13 protein-coding genes and 2 tRNA genes are annotated in these 15,690 nt (G+C 70.9%); 14 read left to right on the top strand and 1 reads right to left on the bottom strand.

The window, feature by feature from the left end; all coding sequences use genetic code 11:
* Positions 1 to 64: 64 nt before the first annotated feature.
* From dnaG to FFA01_RS02835, 8 genes are all read left to right on the top strand, one after another.
* Positions 65 to 1,972 (top strand): DNA primase, encoded by a 1,908-nt coding sequence (gene dnaG / locus FFA01_RS02870; RefSeq protein WP_146852807.1) that lies wholly within the window; start codon positions 65 to 67, stop codon positions 1,970 to 1,972.
* Between the two features lie 207 nt (positions 1,973 to 2,179).
* Positions 2,180 to 3,802 (top strand): ABC transporter substrate-binding protein, encoded by a 1,623-nt coding sequence (locus FFA01_RS02865; RefSeq protein WP_146852805.1) that lies wholly within the window; start codon positions 2,180 to 2,182, stop codon positions 3,800 to 3,802.
* A gap of 104 nt (positions 3,803 to 3,906) precedes the next feature.
* Entirely contained in the window at positions 3,907 to 5,004 is a 1,098-nt protein-coding gene (locus tag FFA01_RS02860; RefSeq protein WP_146852802.1) for an ABC transporter permease, read from the top strand.
* Positions 5,005 to 5,006: 2 nt separating this feature from the next.
* Positions 5,007 to 6,017, top strand: a complete 1,011-nt coding sequence (locus tag FFA01_RS02855) for an ABC transporter permease (protein ID WP_146852800.1) — start codon at positions 5,007 to 5,009, stop codon at positions 6,015 to 6,017.
* Between the two features lie 80 nt (positions 6,018 to 6,097).
* Positions 6,098 to 7,777, top strand: coding sequence for a dipeptide ABC transporter ATP-binding protein (locus FFA01_RS02850; RefSeq protein WP_146853017.1), 1,680 nt, complete (start codon positions 6,098 to 6,100; stop codon positions 7,775 to 7,777).
* 1 nt (position 7,778) lies between these two features.
* The gene (locus tag FFA01_RS02845; RefSeq protein WP_146852797.1) at positions 7,779 to 8,630 is read left to right on the top strand and encodes an ATP-binding cassette domain-containing protein; all 852 of its coding nucleotides are present in this window, start codon (positions 7,779 to 7,781) and stop codon (positions 8,628 to 8,630) included.
* The gene (locus FFA01_RS02840; RefSeq protein ID WP_146852795.1) at positions 8,627 to 9,646 is read left to right on the top strand and encodes an NAD(P)-dependent oxidoreductase; all 1,020 of its coding nucleotides are present in this window, start codon (positions 8,627 to 8,629) and stop codon (positions 9,644 to 9,646) included. Before FFA01_RS02845 ends, FFA01_RS02840 begins: the two co-directional genes overlap by 4 nt.
* A 135-nt stretch (positions 9,647 to 9,781) precedes the next feature.
* Positions 9,782 to 9,854: transfer RNA gene (locus tag FFA01_RS02835), tRNA-Asn, on the top strand.
* Between the two features lie 103 nt (positions 9,855 to 9,957).
* Here FFA01_RS02835 and def read toward each other — a convergent pair.
* Positions 9,958 to 10,524, bottom strand: coding sequence for a peptide deformylase (gene def / locus FFA01_RS02830; protein ID WP_146852793.1), 567 nt, complete (start codon positions 10,522 to 10,524; stop codon positions 9,958 to 9,960).
* A 41-nt stretch (positions 10,525 to 10,565) separates the two neighbouring features.
* On the opposite strand from def, the gene FFA01_RS02825 reads away from it, so the two are divergent.
* The 6 genes from FFA01_RS02825 to FFA01_RS02800 all read left to right on the top strand — a co-directional run bounded on the left by FFA01_RS02825 (position 10,566) and on the right by FFA01_RS02800 (position 15,651).
* On the top strand, positions 10,566 to 11,480 hold the full coding sequence (locus FFA01_RS02825; RefSeq protein WP_146852791.1) for a DMT family transporter: 915 nt from the start codon (positions 10,566 to 10,568) through the stop codon (positions 11,478 to 11,480).
* Positions 11,481 to 11,555: 75 nt separating this feature from the next.
* Complete coding sequence (locus tag FFA01_RS02820; RefSeq protein WP_146852789.1) at positions 11,556 to 12,800, top strand: glycosyltransferase; 1,245 nt, start codon at positions 11,556 to 11,558, stop codon at positions 12,798 to 12,800.
* Between the two features lie 17 nt (positions 12,801 to 12,817).
* Positions 12,818 to 12,894, top strand: a tRNA-Ile gene (locus FFA01_RS02815).
* A gap of 93 nt (positions 12,895 to 12,987) precedes the next feature.
* Entirely contained in the window at positions 12,988 to 13,350 is a 363-nt protein-coding gene (locus tag FFA01_RS02810; protein ID WP_146852787.1) for a hypothetical protein, read from the top strand.
* A gap of 524 nt (positions 13,351 to 13,874) precedes the next feature.
* Positions 13,875 to 15,002 carry an LLM class flavin-dependent oxidoreductase gene (locus FFA01_RS02805; RefSeq protein WP_146852785.1) on the top strand — a complete coding sequence of 376 codons (1,128 nt, stop codon included), beginning with the start codon at positions 13,875 to 13,877 and terminating at the stop codon, positions 15,000 to 15,002.
* 16 nt (positions 15,003 to 15,018) lie between these two features.
* Complete coding sequence (locus FFA01_RS02800; RefSeq protein WP_146852783.1) at positions 15,019 to 15,651, top strand: FMN reductase; 633 nt, start codon at positions 15,019 to 15,021, stop codon at positions 15,649 to 15,651.
* Positions 15,652 to 15,690 lie beyond the last annotated feature (39 nt).

Raw genomic sequence — 15,690 nt, 5'->3', positions numbered from 1 at the left:
AGGAGGCACGTGCCGCCTGTGCGGAGCGGCCTGGACGGTCAGTGGTCCGATCTAGAATCATCCCGTGCCCGGCCTGATCAGACGCGACGACATCGACGAGGTCCGGTCGCGCACGAACATCGCCGACGTGGTGTCCGACCACGTCACGCTCAAGGGCGCGGGCGTCGGCTCGATGAAGGGCCTCTGCCCCTTCCACGACGAGCGCAGTCCCAGCTTCCACGTCCGGCCTCAGGTCGGGCGGTACCACTGCTTCGGCTGCGGTGAGGACGGCGACGTCTTCAGCTTCGTGCAGAAGATGGACCACACGACCTTCCAGGAGGCCGTCGAGCGCCTGGCCGCCCGGCTCGGCTTCGAGCTGCACTACGAAGACGGCGGTCAGGCGAGCGACCACGGCAACCGCGCCCGGCTGATCGCCGCCCACGAATCGGCCCGCGAGTTCTTCGTCGAGCACCTGACCGGGGCCGACGCCGACCCGGCCCGGCGGTTCCTGGGCGAGCGCGGGTTCGACCCGGCTGCGGCCGAGCGCTTCGGCGTCGGCTTCGCCCCGAAGTCGTTCGACGCGCTGCGCAGCCACCTCAAGGGCCGGGGCTTCACCGACGACGAGCTCGTGACGGCGGGCCTGCTCAGCCACGGCGACCGGAGCCCCTACGACCGCTTCCGCGGACGCCTGCTCTGGCCGATCCGCGACGTGACCGGTTCGACGATCGGGTTCGGCGCCCGACGGCTCCTCGACGACGACAAGGGCCCGAAGTACCTCAACACCCCCGAGACGCCGATCTACCACAAGTCGCAGGTGCTCTACGGGCTCGATCTCGCCCGCCGCGACATCTCGAAGGGCAAGCAGGTCGTCATCGTCGAGGGTTACACAGACGTCATGGCCTGCCACCTGGCCGGGGTCACGACGGCTGTCGCGACCTGCGGCACGTCGTTCGGCGTCGACCACATCAAGCTGCTGCGGCCGATGCTGGGCGACGTCGCCGGCGCCCACACCTCGGCCGGCGGCGAGGTCGTCTTCACCTTCGACCCCGACGAGGCCGGTCAGCGTGCCGCGTCGCGCGCCTTCGCCGAAGAGCAGCGCTTCACGGCCCAGACCTTCGTCGCGGTGGCGCCCGACGGCCTCGACCCGTGCGACCTCCGCCTGAACCGCGGCGACGACGCCGTCCGTCGTCTCATCCAGACGAAGCGACCGCTGTTCGAGTTCATGATCCGACGGGTCATCGACGACTTCGATCTCGAGACGGTCGAAGGGCGCGCCGGTGCCGTCCGCGCCGGGGCCCCGGTCCTCGCCACGATGCGCGAGCAGTCCCTGCAGCGCGGCTACGCGCGCATGCTGGCGAAGTGGGTGGGCGTCGACACGGAGGAGGTCGTCGCCGCCTATCAGGAGGTGGCCCGGACCACGGCGTCGCAGGCCTCGATCGAACGCGCGAAGCCCGCCAACGTCTCGGACGGTCGTCAGTCGATCACGAGCCTGCCGCCCGTTCCCGACGAACCCGAGGGGCCCAGCCTCCTGACGCTGCCCTCCGATCTGACCACCCGCACCGAGCGCGACGCCCTCATGGCCATGCTGCAGCAGCCGGCCGCCGTCGGGCTCCCGCTCATGCAGCGGGCCGCGCGCGCCCGCCTCGAGAACAGCGCATTGAGCGTCGTCCGCGACGCGATCGGCGTCAGCCTCGAGCGGCTCGAGGCCAGCGACTGGCTCGACACGGTCCTCGATCAGACTCCCGCGCCCTTCGACGCCCTCGCCAAGGAGCTCGCGGTCGCGCCGATCCTCGAACGTCCGGGCCGCGAGATCACCACCTACTGTCGGGGCATCGTGTCGTCGCTGGTCGAGCGCGACATCCTGCGGGAGCGCGCCGAGCTGATGGGGCAGCTGCGGCGGACCGACGCGAAGACCGAACCCGAGCGCCATCGCGAGGTCCAGCAGCAGATCGTCGCGCTCGAGGCCGAGCGCCGGGCCGTCCGACAGGAATGAATGCGCTTACCCCGTGCAGCACCGCGATTCCGCGGTTCCGCGGCGGGACGGACCACCTGGCAAGTGTTCATTGCGGGCCTGTAAACACTTCCGCGTGGAGTAGGGCCGCGAGTCCGGTGTGTGTTACCAATGGATCCACCCCGAATGAGGCGTGAACACAGCCGCGCCCGTGGGGTCCCTTGCACACAGAGAAAGAGGTAACCGGATATGACATCCGACTCCAAGCTCGGTCGACGCGCTCTCGCCGTCGTCGGTGGCGCCGCTGCCACCACCCTCATCCTCGCCGGCTGCGCCTCGGGCGGTGACGCCGAGAACGCCCTCGACGGCATCAGCATCGGCACGACCGACGTCATCACGTCGCTCGACCCCGCCGGATCGTACGACAACGGCTCGTTCGCCGTGCAGAACCAGGTGTTCGGGTTCCTCATGAACTCGCCCTACGGCAGCCCCGATGTCGAGCCCGACCTCGCCGAGTCGGCCGAGTTCACCGACCCGACCACCTACACGGTCACGCTGAAGCCCGACCTGACCTTCGCGAACGGCAACGCGCTGACATCGAGCGACGTGAAGTTCACGTTCGACCGCCAGCTGCAGATCGCCGACCCGAACGGGCCCTCGTCGCTGCTGGCGAACCTCGCCGGCGTCGAGGCGCCCGACGACACGACCGTCGTGTTCACGCTCAACGGCGCCGACCAGACCTGGCCCCAGATCCTCTCGAGCCCCGCCGCGCCGATCGTCGACGAGGACGTCTTCTCGGCCACCGAGCTGACCTCGGCCGACGACATCGTCTCCGGCGACGCCTTCTCCGGCCAGTACTCGATCACCGACTACTCCGAGAACGAGACCATCGCGTACGCCGCCAACGACGCGTACGACGGCGTCCTCGGCGCCGCCAAGACCGACTCGATCACGGCGACCTACTACACGGAGGAGACCGACCTCAAGCTCGCCGTCCAGGAGGGCGACGTCGACGTGGCCAACCGCAGCCTGAGCCCGACCGACCTCGCCGACCTGGCGACCGACGACTCGCTCACGGTGCACAACGGACCCGGCGGAGAGATCCGCTACCTCGTGTTCAACCTCGACACGATGCCCTACGGGTCCACGCAGCCCGACGCGGACGCCGACAAGGCCCTCGCCGTCCGCCAGGCGATCGCCGACACGATCGACCGCGACGCCCTCGCGAGCGACGTCTACAACGACACCTACACGCCGCTGTACTCGGTCGTCCCCGACGGCCTCACCGGTGCCACGAAGCCGCTCGAGTCGCTCTACGGCGACGGCGACGGCGGCCCCGACGTCGACAAGGCCACCGAGACCCTCTCGGCCGCCGGCGTCGAGACGCCCGTGACGATCGACCTGCAGTACAGCCCCGACCACTACGGTGCGTCGAGCGACGAGGAGTACGCGCTGATCCAGACGCAGCTCCAGGCCACGGGTCTCTTCGAGGTCAACCTGCAGTCGACCCTCTGGGACACCTACAGCACCGAGCGCCGTGAAGACGCGTACCCCGTGTACCAGCTCGGATGGTTCCCCGACTTCTCGGACGCGGACAACTACCTGTCGCCGTTCTTCACGAAGGACAACTTCGTCGGCAACCACTACGACTCGGCCGAGGTCCAGGGTCTCCTGGCGGACGAGATCGCCGAGTCCGACGAGGCTGCCCGCACCGAGATCATCGGTCAGATCCAGGAGGTCGTCGCGAACGACCTGCCGACGCTGCCGATCCTCCAGGGCACCCAGGTCGTCGTCTCGCAGAGCGACGTGCAGGGCGTCGACGACACGCTCGACCCGTCCTTCAAGTTCCGCTACGCCGCGTTGAGCCGCTGAGCACGAACGTGATCCACGACGTGTGACGCACGAGGGGCGTCCCGCCATGCGCGGGACGCCCCTTCGCGCGTCGCCCGTCGCCCCATCCCTGAAAGGCACCTGACGTGACGTCGCTCATCGAGGCACCCCTCGCGAGTGAGCCGCCCACCTCCGACCCCACCGCGCGACGACGTCGTCCCGGTGGAGGATTCGGTCGCTACCTGGTGGTCCGCGCGCTCCTCATCATCCCCACCGTCTTCATCCTGGTCACCCTGGTCTTCTTCCTGATGCGGGTCGTCGGCAACCCCATCACCGCCTCCGTCGGCGGGCGCCTCACCGAGGCGCAGCTCCAGGAACGGCTCGCCGCCGCCGGCTACGACCGGCCCATCATCGTGCAGTACCTCGAGTACCTCGGCCAGATCGTGCGTCTCGACTTCGGGACGACGGCGACCGACAACCGTCAGATCAGCGAAGTGATCGTGACGTACGGCACGGCCACGGTCGAGCTCGTGTTCTACGCGCTCATCATCGCGCTGGTGATCGGCATCCCGCTCGGCATGCTGGCCGCCTACCTGCGCGACCGGTGGCCCGACGCCGTGCTGCGCATCCTCGCGATCCTCGCTTACGCGACGCCGGTCTTCTTCGCGGGTCTCCTGCTCAAGCTGACCTTCTCGGTCTGGCTCGGCTGGTTCCCGCTGGGCGGTCGAGCCTCGACGCGGGTCGGCATCGCCCTCGGGAGGATCGAGGACCCGACGGGCATCTACCTCGTCGACGCCCTGCGGACGGGCAACAGCACGATCATCGTCGACGTCCTGTCGCACGCCGTCCTCCCCGCGCTGACCCTCGGACTGCTGACCGCCGGGATCTTCCTGCGCCTGGTGCGCACGAACGTGATCGGCACGCTCGGCTCCGAGTACATCGACTCGGCCCGCTCGCGTGGCGTGTCGGAGCTCCGCCTCGTCCGCAAGCACGCGCTCAAGCCCGCCCTGATCCCGATCATCACGGTGATGGGGCTGCAGATCGCGATGCTGCTCGGCGGCTCGGTGCTGACCGAGACGACCTTCGGCTGGCGCGGTCTCGGCTTCCAGCTGCAGCAGTACCTGTCGGCGCGCGACTTCATCGCCGTCCAGGGAATCGTCGCCGTCCTGGCGGTGATCGTCGCCGTCACGAACTTCCTGGTCGACGTCATCGCGGCCCTGATCGACCCGAGGGTGAGGTACTGAGCATGAGCGCCACCACCAGCACCGGCGTGCTCGCCGACCGTCGCGCTCCGCTCTGGAAGCGCCTCCCGATCATCGCCCAGCTGCGCCGCTCCGTCGGTCTGCAGCGCGGCATGCTCGTCGCCGGCGTGGTCATCTGCGCCGTGTTCCTGCTCGCCGCCGTCTTCGCCCCGCTGATCGCGCCGTACGGCTTCGGCCAGCTCGGCGACGACTCGGGCACCTTCGCGCGTCAGGCGCCGCCGTCGGCCATGCACCTCTGGGGCACGACCGTCGGAGGCTACGACGTCTTCAGCCGCGTCGTCTGGGGCACGCGCACGGCCATCGCGGTCGTCGTCGTCGCCGTGGTGCTCTCCATCACCATCGGCGTCGCCCTGGGGCTCGTCTCGGGCTACCTCGGCGGCTGGCTCGACCGCGTGCTCGTCGTCGTCGCCGACGCCGTCTACGCGTTCCCGTCGCTGCTGCTCGCGATCGTCGTCTCGATCGTCATCAGCGGCGGTCAGTCCAGCCTCTGGGGCGGCATCGTCTCGGCCGGGATCTCGATCACGGTCGTCTACGTGCCGCAGTACTTCCGCGTGGTCCGGGCCGAGGCCGTGCGCCTGAAGGGCGAGGCGTTCGTCGAGTCGGCCAAGGTCGTCGGCAGCAGCACCCCCCGCATCATGTTCAAGCACGTGCTCCGCAACGCCACGCGCAGCCTGCCGCTCATCCTGACGCTGAACGCGTCGGAGGCGATCCTGACCCTGGCGGCCCTCGGGTTCCTCGGGTTCGGCATCGGCCCGACGTCCGCGGCCGAGTGGGGCTACGACCTCAACCGGGCGCTCAGCGACACCGCGAGCGGCATCTGGTGGACGGGCGTGTTCCCGGGCGCGGCGATCGTGCTCATGGTGCTCGGCATCACCCTCGTGGGCGAGAGCCTGAACGACCTCGCCGACCCGCGCCTCCGGACGCGACGACGCGCCCGCCGCAAGACGAACGACACGGTGCCCACGACGGCCACCACCGAGGAGGTCCCCGCGTGAGCGACACGACTGACACCGCCGGACTGCCCGCCGAGGCCGGCCGAGGAGGCGCGGGCCCGGTCCGTCACGCCGGCCACGGTCTGCCCCGTGATCAGCGCGACGTCGCGGTCGGCATCACCGACCTCGAGGTCACGTTCGCGACCGACGGCGGCGAGGTCGCCGCCGTGCAGGGGGTCACCCTCGACGTCCGCGCCGGAGAGGTCCTCGCGATCGTGGGGGAGTCCGGCAGCGGCAAGACCGTCACGGCGAAGACCATCCTCGGTCTGCTGCCCGAGACCGCCACGGCGTCCGGGGCGGTGCTGCTCTCGGGGCAGAACGTGCTCGAGGTGAGCCCCGCCGCGCTCCGCGGCCTCCGCGGCCGCGACGTGGCGATGGTCTTCCAGGAGCCCTCCACGGCGCTCAACCCCGTCTACACGGTGGGGTGGCAGATCCTCGAGGGCCTCCGGGCCCACGGCAAGGTCGGTCGCGCCGAAGGCCGACGTCGAGCCGTCGACATCCTGCGCCGGGTCGGCATCCCCGAACCCGAGAAGCGCGTCGACTACTACCCGCACCAGTTCTCGGGCGGTCAGAAGCAGCGGGTCGTGATCGCCATGGCGCTCGTGCTGAACCCCTCGGTCATCGTCGCGGACGAGCCGACGACGGCGCTCGACGTCACGGTGCAGGCCGAGATCCTCGATCTGCTCCGAGACCTGCGCGACGAGTTCGGCACCGCGATCGTCCTCATCACCCACAACATGGGAGTGGTGGCCGATCTGGCGGACCGGGTGGCGGTCATGTACCTCGGCAAGGTGGTCGAGCAGGCGTCGTCCGGCGAGCTGTTCGCCGCACCGAAGGACGACTACACGCGTCGGCTGCTGGGCTCGGTGCCCCGGCTCGAGCCCCGGGGCGATCAGGTGCAGGCCGCCGAGGCGGACCGCGACGTCGTCGTCCGGGCGACGGGTCTCGAGATCGAGTACCCGGGCCGGCTGGGGCGACCCGGATTCCGCGCCGTCAAGGGCGTGGACTTCTCGATCGCCCGGGGCGAGGTGCTCGGCCTCGTCGGCGAGAGCGGCTCCGGCAAGACCACGATCGGCCGGGCCATCGCCGGCCTCACCACCGTGACCGGCGGCTCGCTCGACGTGCTCGGCATCGAGATGAACGGCGTGCACGAGCGCGACTTCAAGCCCAAGCGGGCCGAGATCGGGTTCGTGTTCCAGGACCCGGCGTCGAGCTTCAACCCCCTGCTGACGATCGCCGAGTGCGTGGCGGAGCCGCTGATCGTCCACGGGCGCGCCGGCGATGCGCGTGCCGCTCGGAAGCGGGTCGACGAGCTCCTCGAGGCCGTCCAGCTGCCGAAGGCGTTCGGCGACCGCTACCCGCACGAGCTCAGCGGCGGGCAGCGGCAGCGGGCGAGCCTCGCCCGGTCGCTGGCGCTCGAGCCCGCGCTGCTCATCGCCGACGAGCCGACCAGCGCGCTCGACGTGTCGGTCCAGGCGCGCGTCCTCGAGCTGTTCCGTGAACTGCAGACCGATCTCGGTTTCGCGGCGCTGTTCATCAGTCACGATCTGGCCGTCGTCAACATGCTCGCCGACCGGATCGGCGTCCTGTACCACGGCGACCTCATCGAGAGCGGCCCGAACGACCAGGTGCTGGGCGCGCCCCGGCATGCGTACACGCAGCGTCTGCTCGCCTCGTTGCCCGTGCCCGACCCGGTCGAGCAGGCGGCCAGACGAGAGAAGCTCGCCGAGCTCGACCGCGCCGCGGCCGAGGGAGCGGCCTGAGATGGCCGTCGACCTCGACCTGGGCGAGCCCGTCGTCACCGACGATCTCTCGCTCGAGTACCCGGCCCGGACGGGCCACGCGGCGGTCCGAGCGGTCGACGGCGTCACGCTCTCGGTCGCGCCCGGCGAGATCCTCGCGGTGCTCGGGGAGAGCGGCTCGGGCAAGTCGACCCTGGCGATGGCCCTGGCCGGGCTCGCGGGCTCCGAGCGTCCCACCGAGGGGCGTCCGCGGATCGTCGGGGGAGCGGCGCGCGTCTTCGGGCTCGACCTGGTGAGGTCGTCGGCTCGCCGCCGGGACCGCCTCTCGGGCACGGTCGGCTACCTCGCCCAGGACGACGGCGAACGGCTGAGTCCCGACCTCACGGTCGGCGAGACCATCGCGCAGCCGATCTACCAGCGCGACAAGCGGTTCGACCGCACCGAGGCGGGCCGGCTCGTGGCCGACCTCATCGACGCGGTGCACCTGCCGCTCGGAACGATGCTCAAGCAGACCTGGGAGCTCAGCTCCGGACAGCGGCAGCGGGTGGCCCTGGCGCGATCCCTGGTGCTCGAGCCGCGCCTCCTCGTGGCCGACGAGCCGGCTCGCGGGGTCGACGTCCTCGTCCGACAGGCCGTGCTCGACGTCATCCGGAACCTGCACAGCGACCGGCGGTTCTCCGCGGTGGTCGTGACCTCGTCGGTGTCGGAGGCGCGGGCCATCACCGACCGCGTCGCCGTGATGCGCTCGGGCCGACTGGTCGGGCTGGGCACCATCGACTCGGTGCTCCGCGACGGGGTCGACCCGTACGTCAAGGTGCTCTCCACGACGACGCCCATCGACATCATCCGGCCCGACGAGCGGGATCGGTCGTGAGCCCGGCGTCGGGCGGGCCGGGCGCCGCCGAGCGCGGTCACCGGTCGACGGCGCCGACCACCGCGCTCGACGCCGAGCGGCGGCCGACGCCCGGCCCGGTGAGCCTCGCGCCCCGCGAGAACGCGCGGTTCGTCGCGGCCGTGGAGGACGCCGGGGGCGCCGTCGTGCCGCTCGGCGACGAGACGCGAGGCCTCGTCTGGCTGTCGTACTCCGACGTCGACGGGCTCGACCGCGCTCTGCGCGAGCACCCCGGCATCGAGTGGGTCCAACTGCCCTACGCGGGCGTCGACGCCTTCGCGGACATCCTGGCCCGGCACGCCGATCGTCCGCGACCGCTCTGGACGAGCGCCAAGGGCGCCTTCTCGGAGCCTGTCGCCGAGCACGCGCTCATGCTCGTGCTCGCCCTGTTGCGCGTGGTGCCCTCACGGGTGCAGGCGAGCGCCTGGCAGACCGAGCAGCGGGGCATCTCGCTGTACGGCAAGCGCGTGGTCATCGTGGGAGCCGGCGGCATCGCCCTCGAGCTCGTTCGCCTGCTCGCGCCCTTCGAGACCCGGGTGACCATCGTCCGGCGCGGCAACACCCCGGTCGACGGCGTCGAGACCACCGTCACCGTCGACCGTCTCGACGAGGTGCTGCCCGAGGCCGACGTGGTCGTGCTCGCCGCGGCGGCGACGCCGGGCACGTCGAAGCTGCTGGACGCTCGACGGCTCGCGCTGCTGAGACCAACCGCCGTCCTCGTGAACGTCGCCCGGGGCGACCTCGTCGACACGGACGCGCTCGTCGACGCCGTCCGGGCCGAGCGGATCTGGGGTGCGGGCGTGGACGTCACGTCGCCCGAGCCGCTGCCCGAGGGGCACCCGCTGTGGGGGGACCCTCGCGTGATCGTCACGCCGCATCAGGCCGACACCCCCGAGATGACGGCTCCGCTGCTCGCCGAGCGCATCCGCCGGAACGTGCGGGCGTTGAACGGGGACGGCGACTTCGCCGGCGTCGTCGACCCCGCGCAGGGCTACTGAGGCGGCCCCGGGCGCGCCTCGAGCCGGACTCCGGACCGGCGGCGCGCCCGGGGCGAGCAGGTGGTTCGAATCGGCTCGGAATGTTTGCTAGAGTTGAGCCCGCTGTTGAGAACCTCGGTTCGAAGCAGCTGCCATTCCTCGATAGCTCAATTGGCAGAGCAGCCGGCTGTTAACCGGCAGGTTCTTGGTTCGAGTCCAAGTCGGGGAGCGAAGGCCCAGAGGCTCCACCCTCTGGGCCTTTTTTCATGCCCTGATACCGAGGAGGCGCGCTCCGGGGTCACCGGTCGCGCGCCTCCTCGACGGGTCGGGTCTCAGCCCTCGGGGTGGTCGACGCCCGGCAGCCAGGTCCGGCCCGGGGCGCCCCAACCGGCCTTCTTGACGGCCTTGGCCGCGGCCTTGTGGAACGGGTGCTCGAGACGGTCGGCGTAGAGGACGCCGTCGAGGTGGTCGTACTCGTGCTGGAAGATCCGAGCGAGCCAGCCGTGCGCCTCGATCTCGTACTCGTCGCCGTCGAGGTCGGTCGCCCGCAGGATGACGCTCTCGGCGCGACGCAGGGGGAACCGCTCGCCGGGCACCGAGAGGCACCCCTCGGACTCGTCGTCGTCGTCGAGCGGCTCGATCGAGAGGGGGCTCTGCCAGAGAACCGGGTTGAGGGCGACGCCCCGCCACTGCTCGCCGTCGTCGTCCGTCCACGAGTAGACGAACAGACGCAGGCCGACGCCGACCTGCGGGCCGGCGAGACCGACCCCGGGTGCGGCGTCCATGGTCTCGAACATGTCGGCGACCAGGGTGCGCAGATCGTCGTCGACCTCGACGACGGGGGAGGCGGGGGAGTGCAGCACGGGATCTCCCGTGATGGTGATGGGACGAACGGCCATTCGTCCAGACTATCGAGAGGCGGAGCGCTACCGTGGACGGCGTGAGCCCGAACCTCAGCGATCTGACCGAGCAGGTCTCGTTGACCCCGTTCCAGGCCCTCGGTATCCCCATCGCGCTGATCGGCGCGGTGTTCCTCTCGATCGGCGCGCAACTGCAGCACCGGGGCGTGGCCAAGGTCGAGAACCGGTTGGGCGCCTCGCGCAGCGGGATGAGCGTCCGGCAGATCCTGGCGCTGATCGGTCGGCCGTCGTGGGTCATGGGCACGCTCATGCTCGGCCTCGCCGTCATCTTCCAGCTGACGAGTCTGCGCATCGCTCCGCTGCTCGTGGTCCAGCCGCTCGGCGCGGTCGCCCTCGTGATCACCGCCGTGCTGAACGCCCGGTCCACCGGTCGGCGTCTCACCGGTCGGGTGAAGCGCTCGATCGCCATCTGCGTGGGCGGGATCGGGCTCTTCGCCACCGTCGCGGCCTTCACCGCGATCGAGACCGAGATCACGACGCGGCAGCTGATCACGGTGCTGGTCATCCTGCTCGTGGTCGGAGCCGTGCTCGCCGTCGCGTTCGTCGCGCTGCGCCATCGCCGCAGCGCGCTCTTCTACATCATCGGCGCCGGCGTCCTCTACGGGTTCGTCGCGACGTTGGCGAAGGTCGTGCTGAACCGGGTCTTCGCCGGCAACTTCGACTGGCTCAGCATCGTCTGCATCATCATGCTGATCGCCGCCGCCGCGCTCGGCGGCTACTTCGTGCAGAACGCGTACTCGTCCGGCTCCCCGGACCTCGTCATCGCAGGCCTCACGGTCGTCGACCCCATCGTCGCCGTCACGATCGGCATCGTCGTGCTGGGCGAGGCGGCCAACGCGCCGCCCGTCGCCGCCGTGCTCTTCCTCGTGGCCGGCGCGATCGCGGTCTACGGCGTGTTCCAGCTCGCCAAATACCAGCCCGCCAAGCGAAGCTGAGCTACCGTGGTCTCCCGCGGCGGTTCCGAACCGTCCAGGCCACCGAGAACCACGAGCACAAGGACGCCACGAGACGTGACACCCGCCCCGAAACCCACCGGCTCGGCCGGCCCGTCCGACGCCGGCTCCCGCCTCACGGTGCTGATCGCGGCCGACACGTTCCCGCCCGACGTGAACGGCGCCGCGAACTTCGCCGAGCGCCTGGCCGTCGGTCTCGCCGGTCGCGGGCACGACGTGCACGTCATCTGCCCGGCAGCCAGCCGGCACCACGGCACCTTCCTCGAGGAGCACGACGGGCAGACCCTCACCGTGCACCGCCTCTACTCGACCCGCTGGCCGCTGCACGACTGGCTGCGCTTCGCGACGCCGTGGCGTGCGGAGTCCAACGCCGAGCGCATCATCGATCGGATCCGCCCCGACGTGGTGCACATCCAGTCGCACATCGTGATCGGGCGAGCCGTGGTCAAGGTCGCGAACCGCCGGGGGATCCGGGTGATCGCGACGAACCACTTCATGCCCGAGAACCTGCTCGAGCACACCGGCCTCCCGCACGCCCTGCGGGCCACGGCCGTGCGTCTCGCCTGGCGCGACGCCGCCAAGACCTACACGCACGTCGCGGCGATCACCACCCCGACGAAGAAGGCGGCGACGTTCCTTGAGCGCTCGGTCGATGTGACGGGTGTGCTGGCGGTCTCGTGCGGCATCAACGCCTCCGATTACACCGCCCGCGACGATCGTCCCGCCGGCAACGAGGTCGTGTTCGTCGGGCGGGTCACGGCGGAGAAGCAGATCGACGTCCTCCTGCGAGCGATGACGCTCATCGACCCGGCACTCGACGCGCGGTTGACGATCGTCGGCGGCGGCGATCTCATGAAGCAGCTCCAGCAGCTCACGGTCGACCTCGGCCTCGCCGCCCGGGTGACGTTCGCCGGCTATCTCTCCGACACCGAGCTCCGACGGCGACTCACCGACGCGACCGTCTTCGCCATGCCCTCCATCGCCGAGCTGCAGAGCATCGCCAGCCTGGAGGCCATGGCCTCGGGCCTGCCGATCGTCGTGGCCGACGCCATGGCGCTGCCGCACCTGCTCGATGACGGCGTCAACGGCTACCTGTTCCGACCGGGCGACAGCCGCGACCTCGCCGCGAAGCTCACCCGCGTGTTCGAGGCGAGCGACGACGAGTACCTCGCCATGCGGCGGGCCAGTCTCGCCGTCATCGAAGGGCACGACATCCAGCGGACCGTGAGCGTCTTCGAGTCGCTGTATCGTGGGGAGCCGGTGGCCGAGGCCGCCGACGTCCCGCCGACCCGCGCCTCCTGAGGTCGCCGGCGAGACGAGGGGCGGTAGCTCAGCCGGTTAGAGCAGTCGACTCATAATCGATCGGTCACGGGTTCAAGTCCCGTCCGCCCTACCAGCCGTGCGACTCGGCGACCGCGCTGTCGTGCGCCGCGCGACACGGCGGCCGCGGATCTACCTGCGCCGACGCCGGTCGTGTCACCATGTCTGCATGTTCACCCGACGGACACGAGGCACACCGGCCGACGACGATCGCGACGACGACCGGGGATGGGCCTCGGACTCGGGCCCCCTCGACGGCGCCAGTGCCGTCTCGCCGCGGCTCGGGATCGGCGCGCAGGTCTACGTCCTCGACTCCGACGAGGACCCCGGGAGCCCGTGGCCGTACGGCCCGACGGGCGTCATCGTCCGGGCCGGCGGCTCGGCATGGCAGGGCGTGTCGGCGATCGGAGGGTCGGCGCGCACCTGGCTGGTGGAGTTCGCGTCGCCGCAGCTCGACCGCGACGGCGACGGCCCGGTCACGTCGGCCTCGGTGCCGGAGAAGTACCTCCGCCTCGCCCCGCCCGTCGAGTAGCGCGCTCCGCCCCGTCGCTCTGCCGACCCCTCTGCCCCGCCGGTCCCTCTGCTCCGGCCGCACCGCGCGCCCTTCGGGCTGACCTCCCCCGTCGGCAACTCCTCCCTCGTGCGGCGCGCGGGCGTCGCTGCCGGCGTGTCGCGCCGTGCGTGCGGCAGCCGCCAGGAGTTGCCGTCCGGGGAGGCGGCGTCATAGCCGTGTGCGTCCGTCGGCGGCGCCGGGGGACCGGTGGAGCGGCCGACATTCCCCGTCGGCAACTCCTCCCTCGTGCGGCGCGCGGGCGTCGGTGCCGGCGTGTCGCGCCGTGCGTGCGGCAGCAGGCAGGAGTTGCCGCCAGCGGGGTGACGGAAGAGCGCGGTTCGCGGAACGGATCATGCGGAGGGGCGCCCGCGTCCCGCCGCGGAGCCGCGCGAGGGTGCGCCGGCAGCGGAGCGCAGCGGGCAGCGGCGTCGGGAATGTTCCCGCGCGCCCCGCCGTTCCCCCAACTGCATGCAAACGTATGCACTTGAGCTAAGGTGGTTCCCATGCAGTTCGGAATCTTCTCTGTCGGCGACATCACGACCGACCCCACGACCGGTCGCACCCCGACCGAGCACGAGCGCCTGAACGCCATGGTCACGATCGCGAAGAAGGCCGAGGAGGTCGGCCTCGACGTCTACGCGGCCGGCGAGCACCACAACCCGCCCTTCGTGAACTCGAGCCCGACGACCCTCCTGGCGTACATCGCCGCCCAGACCGAGCGCATCGTGCTCAGCACGGCCACGACGCTCATCACCACGAACGACCCGGTCAAGATCGCCGAGGACTTCGCCCTGCTGCAGCATCTCGCCGGCGGTCGCGTCGATCTGACGCTCGGTCGCGGCAACACCGGCCCGGTCTACCCCTGGTTCGGCAAGGACATCCGTCAGGGCATCAACCTGGCCATCGAGAACTACGCCCTGCTGCACCGCCTCTGGCGCGAGGACGTCGTCGACTGGAAGGGTCACTTCCGCACCCCGCTGCAGAGCTTCACGGCGACTCCGCGCCCGCTCGACGGTGTCGCGCCCTTCGTCTGGCACGGGTCGATCCGGAGCCCCGAGATCGCCGAGCAGGCCGCCTACTACGGCGACGGCTTCTTCGCCAACCACATCTTCTGGCCCGCCTCGCACACGAAGCAGATGGTCGAGCTCTACCGCGGCCGTTTCGAGCACCACGGCCACGGCCGCGCCGACCAGGCGATCGTCGGGCTCGGCGGTCAGGTCTTCCTGGCGAAGAACTCGCAGGACGCGAAGCGCACATTCCGCCCCTACTTCGACAACGCCCCGGTGTACGGCCACGGCCCGTCGATGGAGGACTTCACCAGCCAGACCCCGCTCACCGTGGGCAGCCCCCAGGAGGTCATCGACCGCACCCTCGGGTTCCGCGACTACGTCGGCGACTACCAGCGCCAGCTGTTCCTCATCGACCACGCCGGCCTGCCGCTGCAGACGGTGCTCGACCAGCTCGACATCCTCGGCGAGGAGGTCGTGCCCGTCCTCCGTCGCGAGTTCGCGACGAACCGCCCCGCGCACGTGCCCGACGCCCCGACGCACGCCTCGCTCGTCGCGGCCGCACGGGACTCGCAGCCCGCGGAGACGACGTCCGACGCGGCCCTCGCCGCCCCGACCCGCTGAGCCGAGGAGGCACGCCATGAGCACCAAGAAGATCGTCGTCGTGTCCGCGGGGCTGGGTCAGCCCTCGTCGACCCGCCTCCTGGCCGACCGTCTCGCCGAGGCGACCGCTCGCACCCTCCTCACCGAGGGAGTCCCGGCGGACCTCGAGGTGATCGAGCTGCGCGACCTGGCGCACGACATCACCGACGCGATGCTGACGGGGTTCCCCTCGGAGGCGCTGGCCGCGGTCATCGAGGAGGTCACGGCGGCCGACGGACTGATCGCCGTGACCCCGGTGTTCACCGCGTCGTACAGCGGGCTGTTCAAGTCGTTCTTCGACGTGATCGCCAACGACGCCCTGACCGGCACCCCGGTGCTCGTCGGGGCGACGGCCGGGACGGCGCGGCACTCGCTGGTGCTCGACCACGCGCTCCGACCGCTCTTCTCGTACCTCCGGGCCGTGGTCGTCCCGACGTCGGTGTTCGCCGCGTCGGAGGACTGGGGCGGCGGCGACGAGACGACGACCGGTCTGCCCGAGCGGGTGACCCGCGCCGCGGGCGAGTTCGCCGCCCTGGTGTCCCGGCACGCGACGGAGCGGGTCGACCCGTTCGAGTCCGTCGTGTCGTTCGAGCAGCAGCTGAGCCGGCTCGCGGGCGACGACCCGCTCTGAACGGGCGGCGGGCATGTCCGGCCCGCCCGGCGCGTTGAC

This window comes from Frigoribacterium faeni (assembly GCF_007988805.1).
In the GTDB taxonomy this organism is placed as follows: Bacteria; Actinomycetota; Actinomycetes; order Actinomycetales; family Microbacteriaceae; genus Frigoribacterium; species Frigoribacterium faeni.
Note: the sequence above shows the minus strand (reverse complement) of the source record. Positions and strands in the feature narration are given on the sequence as shown.

Excerpts from the sequence above, each read along its gene's own strand:
- FFA01_RS02865 (WP_146852805.1), top strand. The coding sequence starts at position 2,180 with ATGACATCCGACTCCAAGCTCGGTCGACGCGCTCTCGCCGTCGTCGGT.
- FFA01_RS02855 (WP_146852800.1), top strand. The coding sequence starts at position 5,007 with ATGAGCGCCACCACCAGCACCGGCGTGCTCGCCGACCGTCGCGCTCCG.
- FFA01_RS02845 (WP_146852797.1), top strand. The coding sequence starts at position 7,779 with ATGGCCGTCGACCTCGACCTGGGCGAGCCCGTCGTCACCGACGATCTC.
- def (WP_146852793.1), bottom strand. The coding sequence starts at position 10,524 with ATGGCCGTTCGTCCCATCACCATCACGGGAGATCCCGTGCTGCACTCC.
- FFA01_RS02810 (WP_146852787.1), top strand. The coding sequence starts at position 12,988 with ATGTTCACCCGACGGACACGAGGCACACCGGCCGACGACGATCGCGAC.
- FFA01_RS02805 (WP_146852785.1), top strand. The coding sequence starts at position 13,875 with ATGCAGTTCGGAATCTTCTCTGTCGGCGACATCACGACCGACCCCACG.
- FFA01_RS02800 (WP_146852783.1), top strand. The coding sequence starts at position 15,019 with ATGAGCACCAAGAAGATCGTCGTCGTGTCCGCGGGGCTGGGTCAGCCC.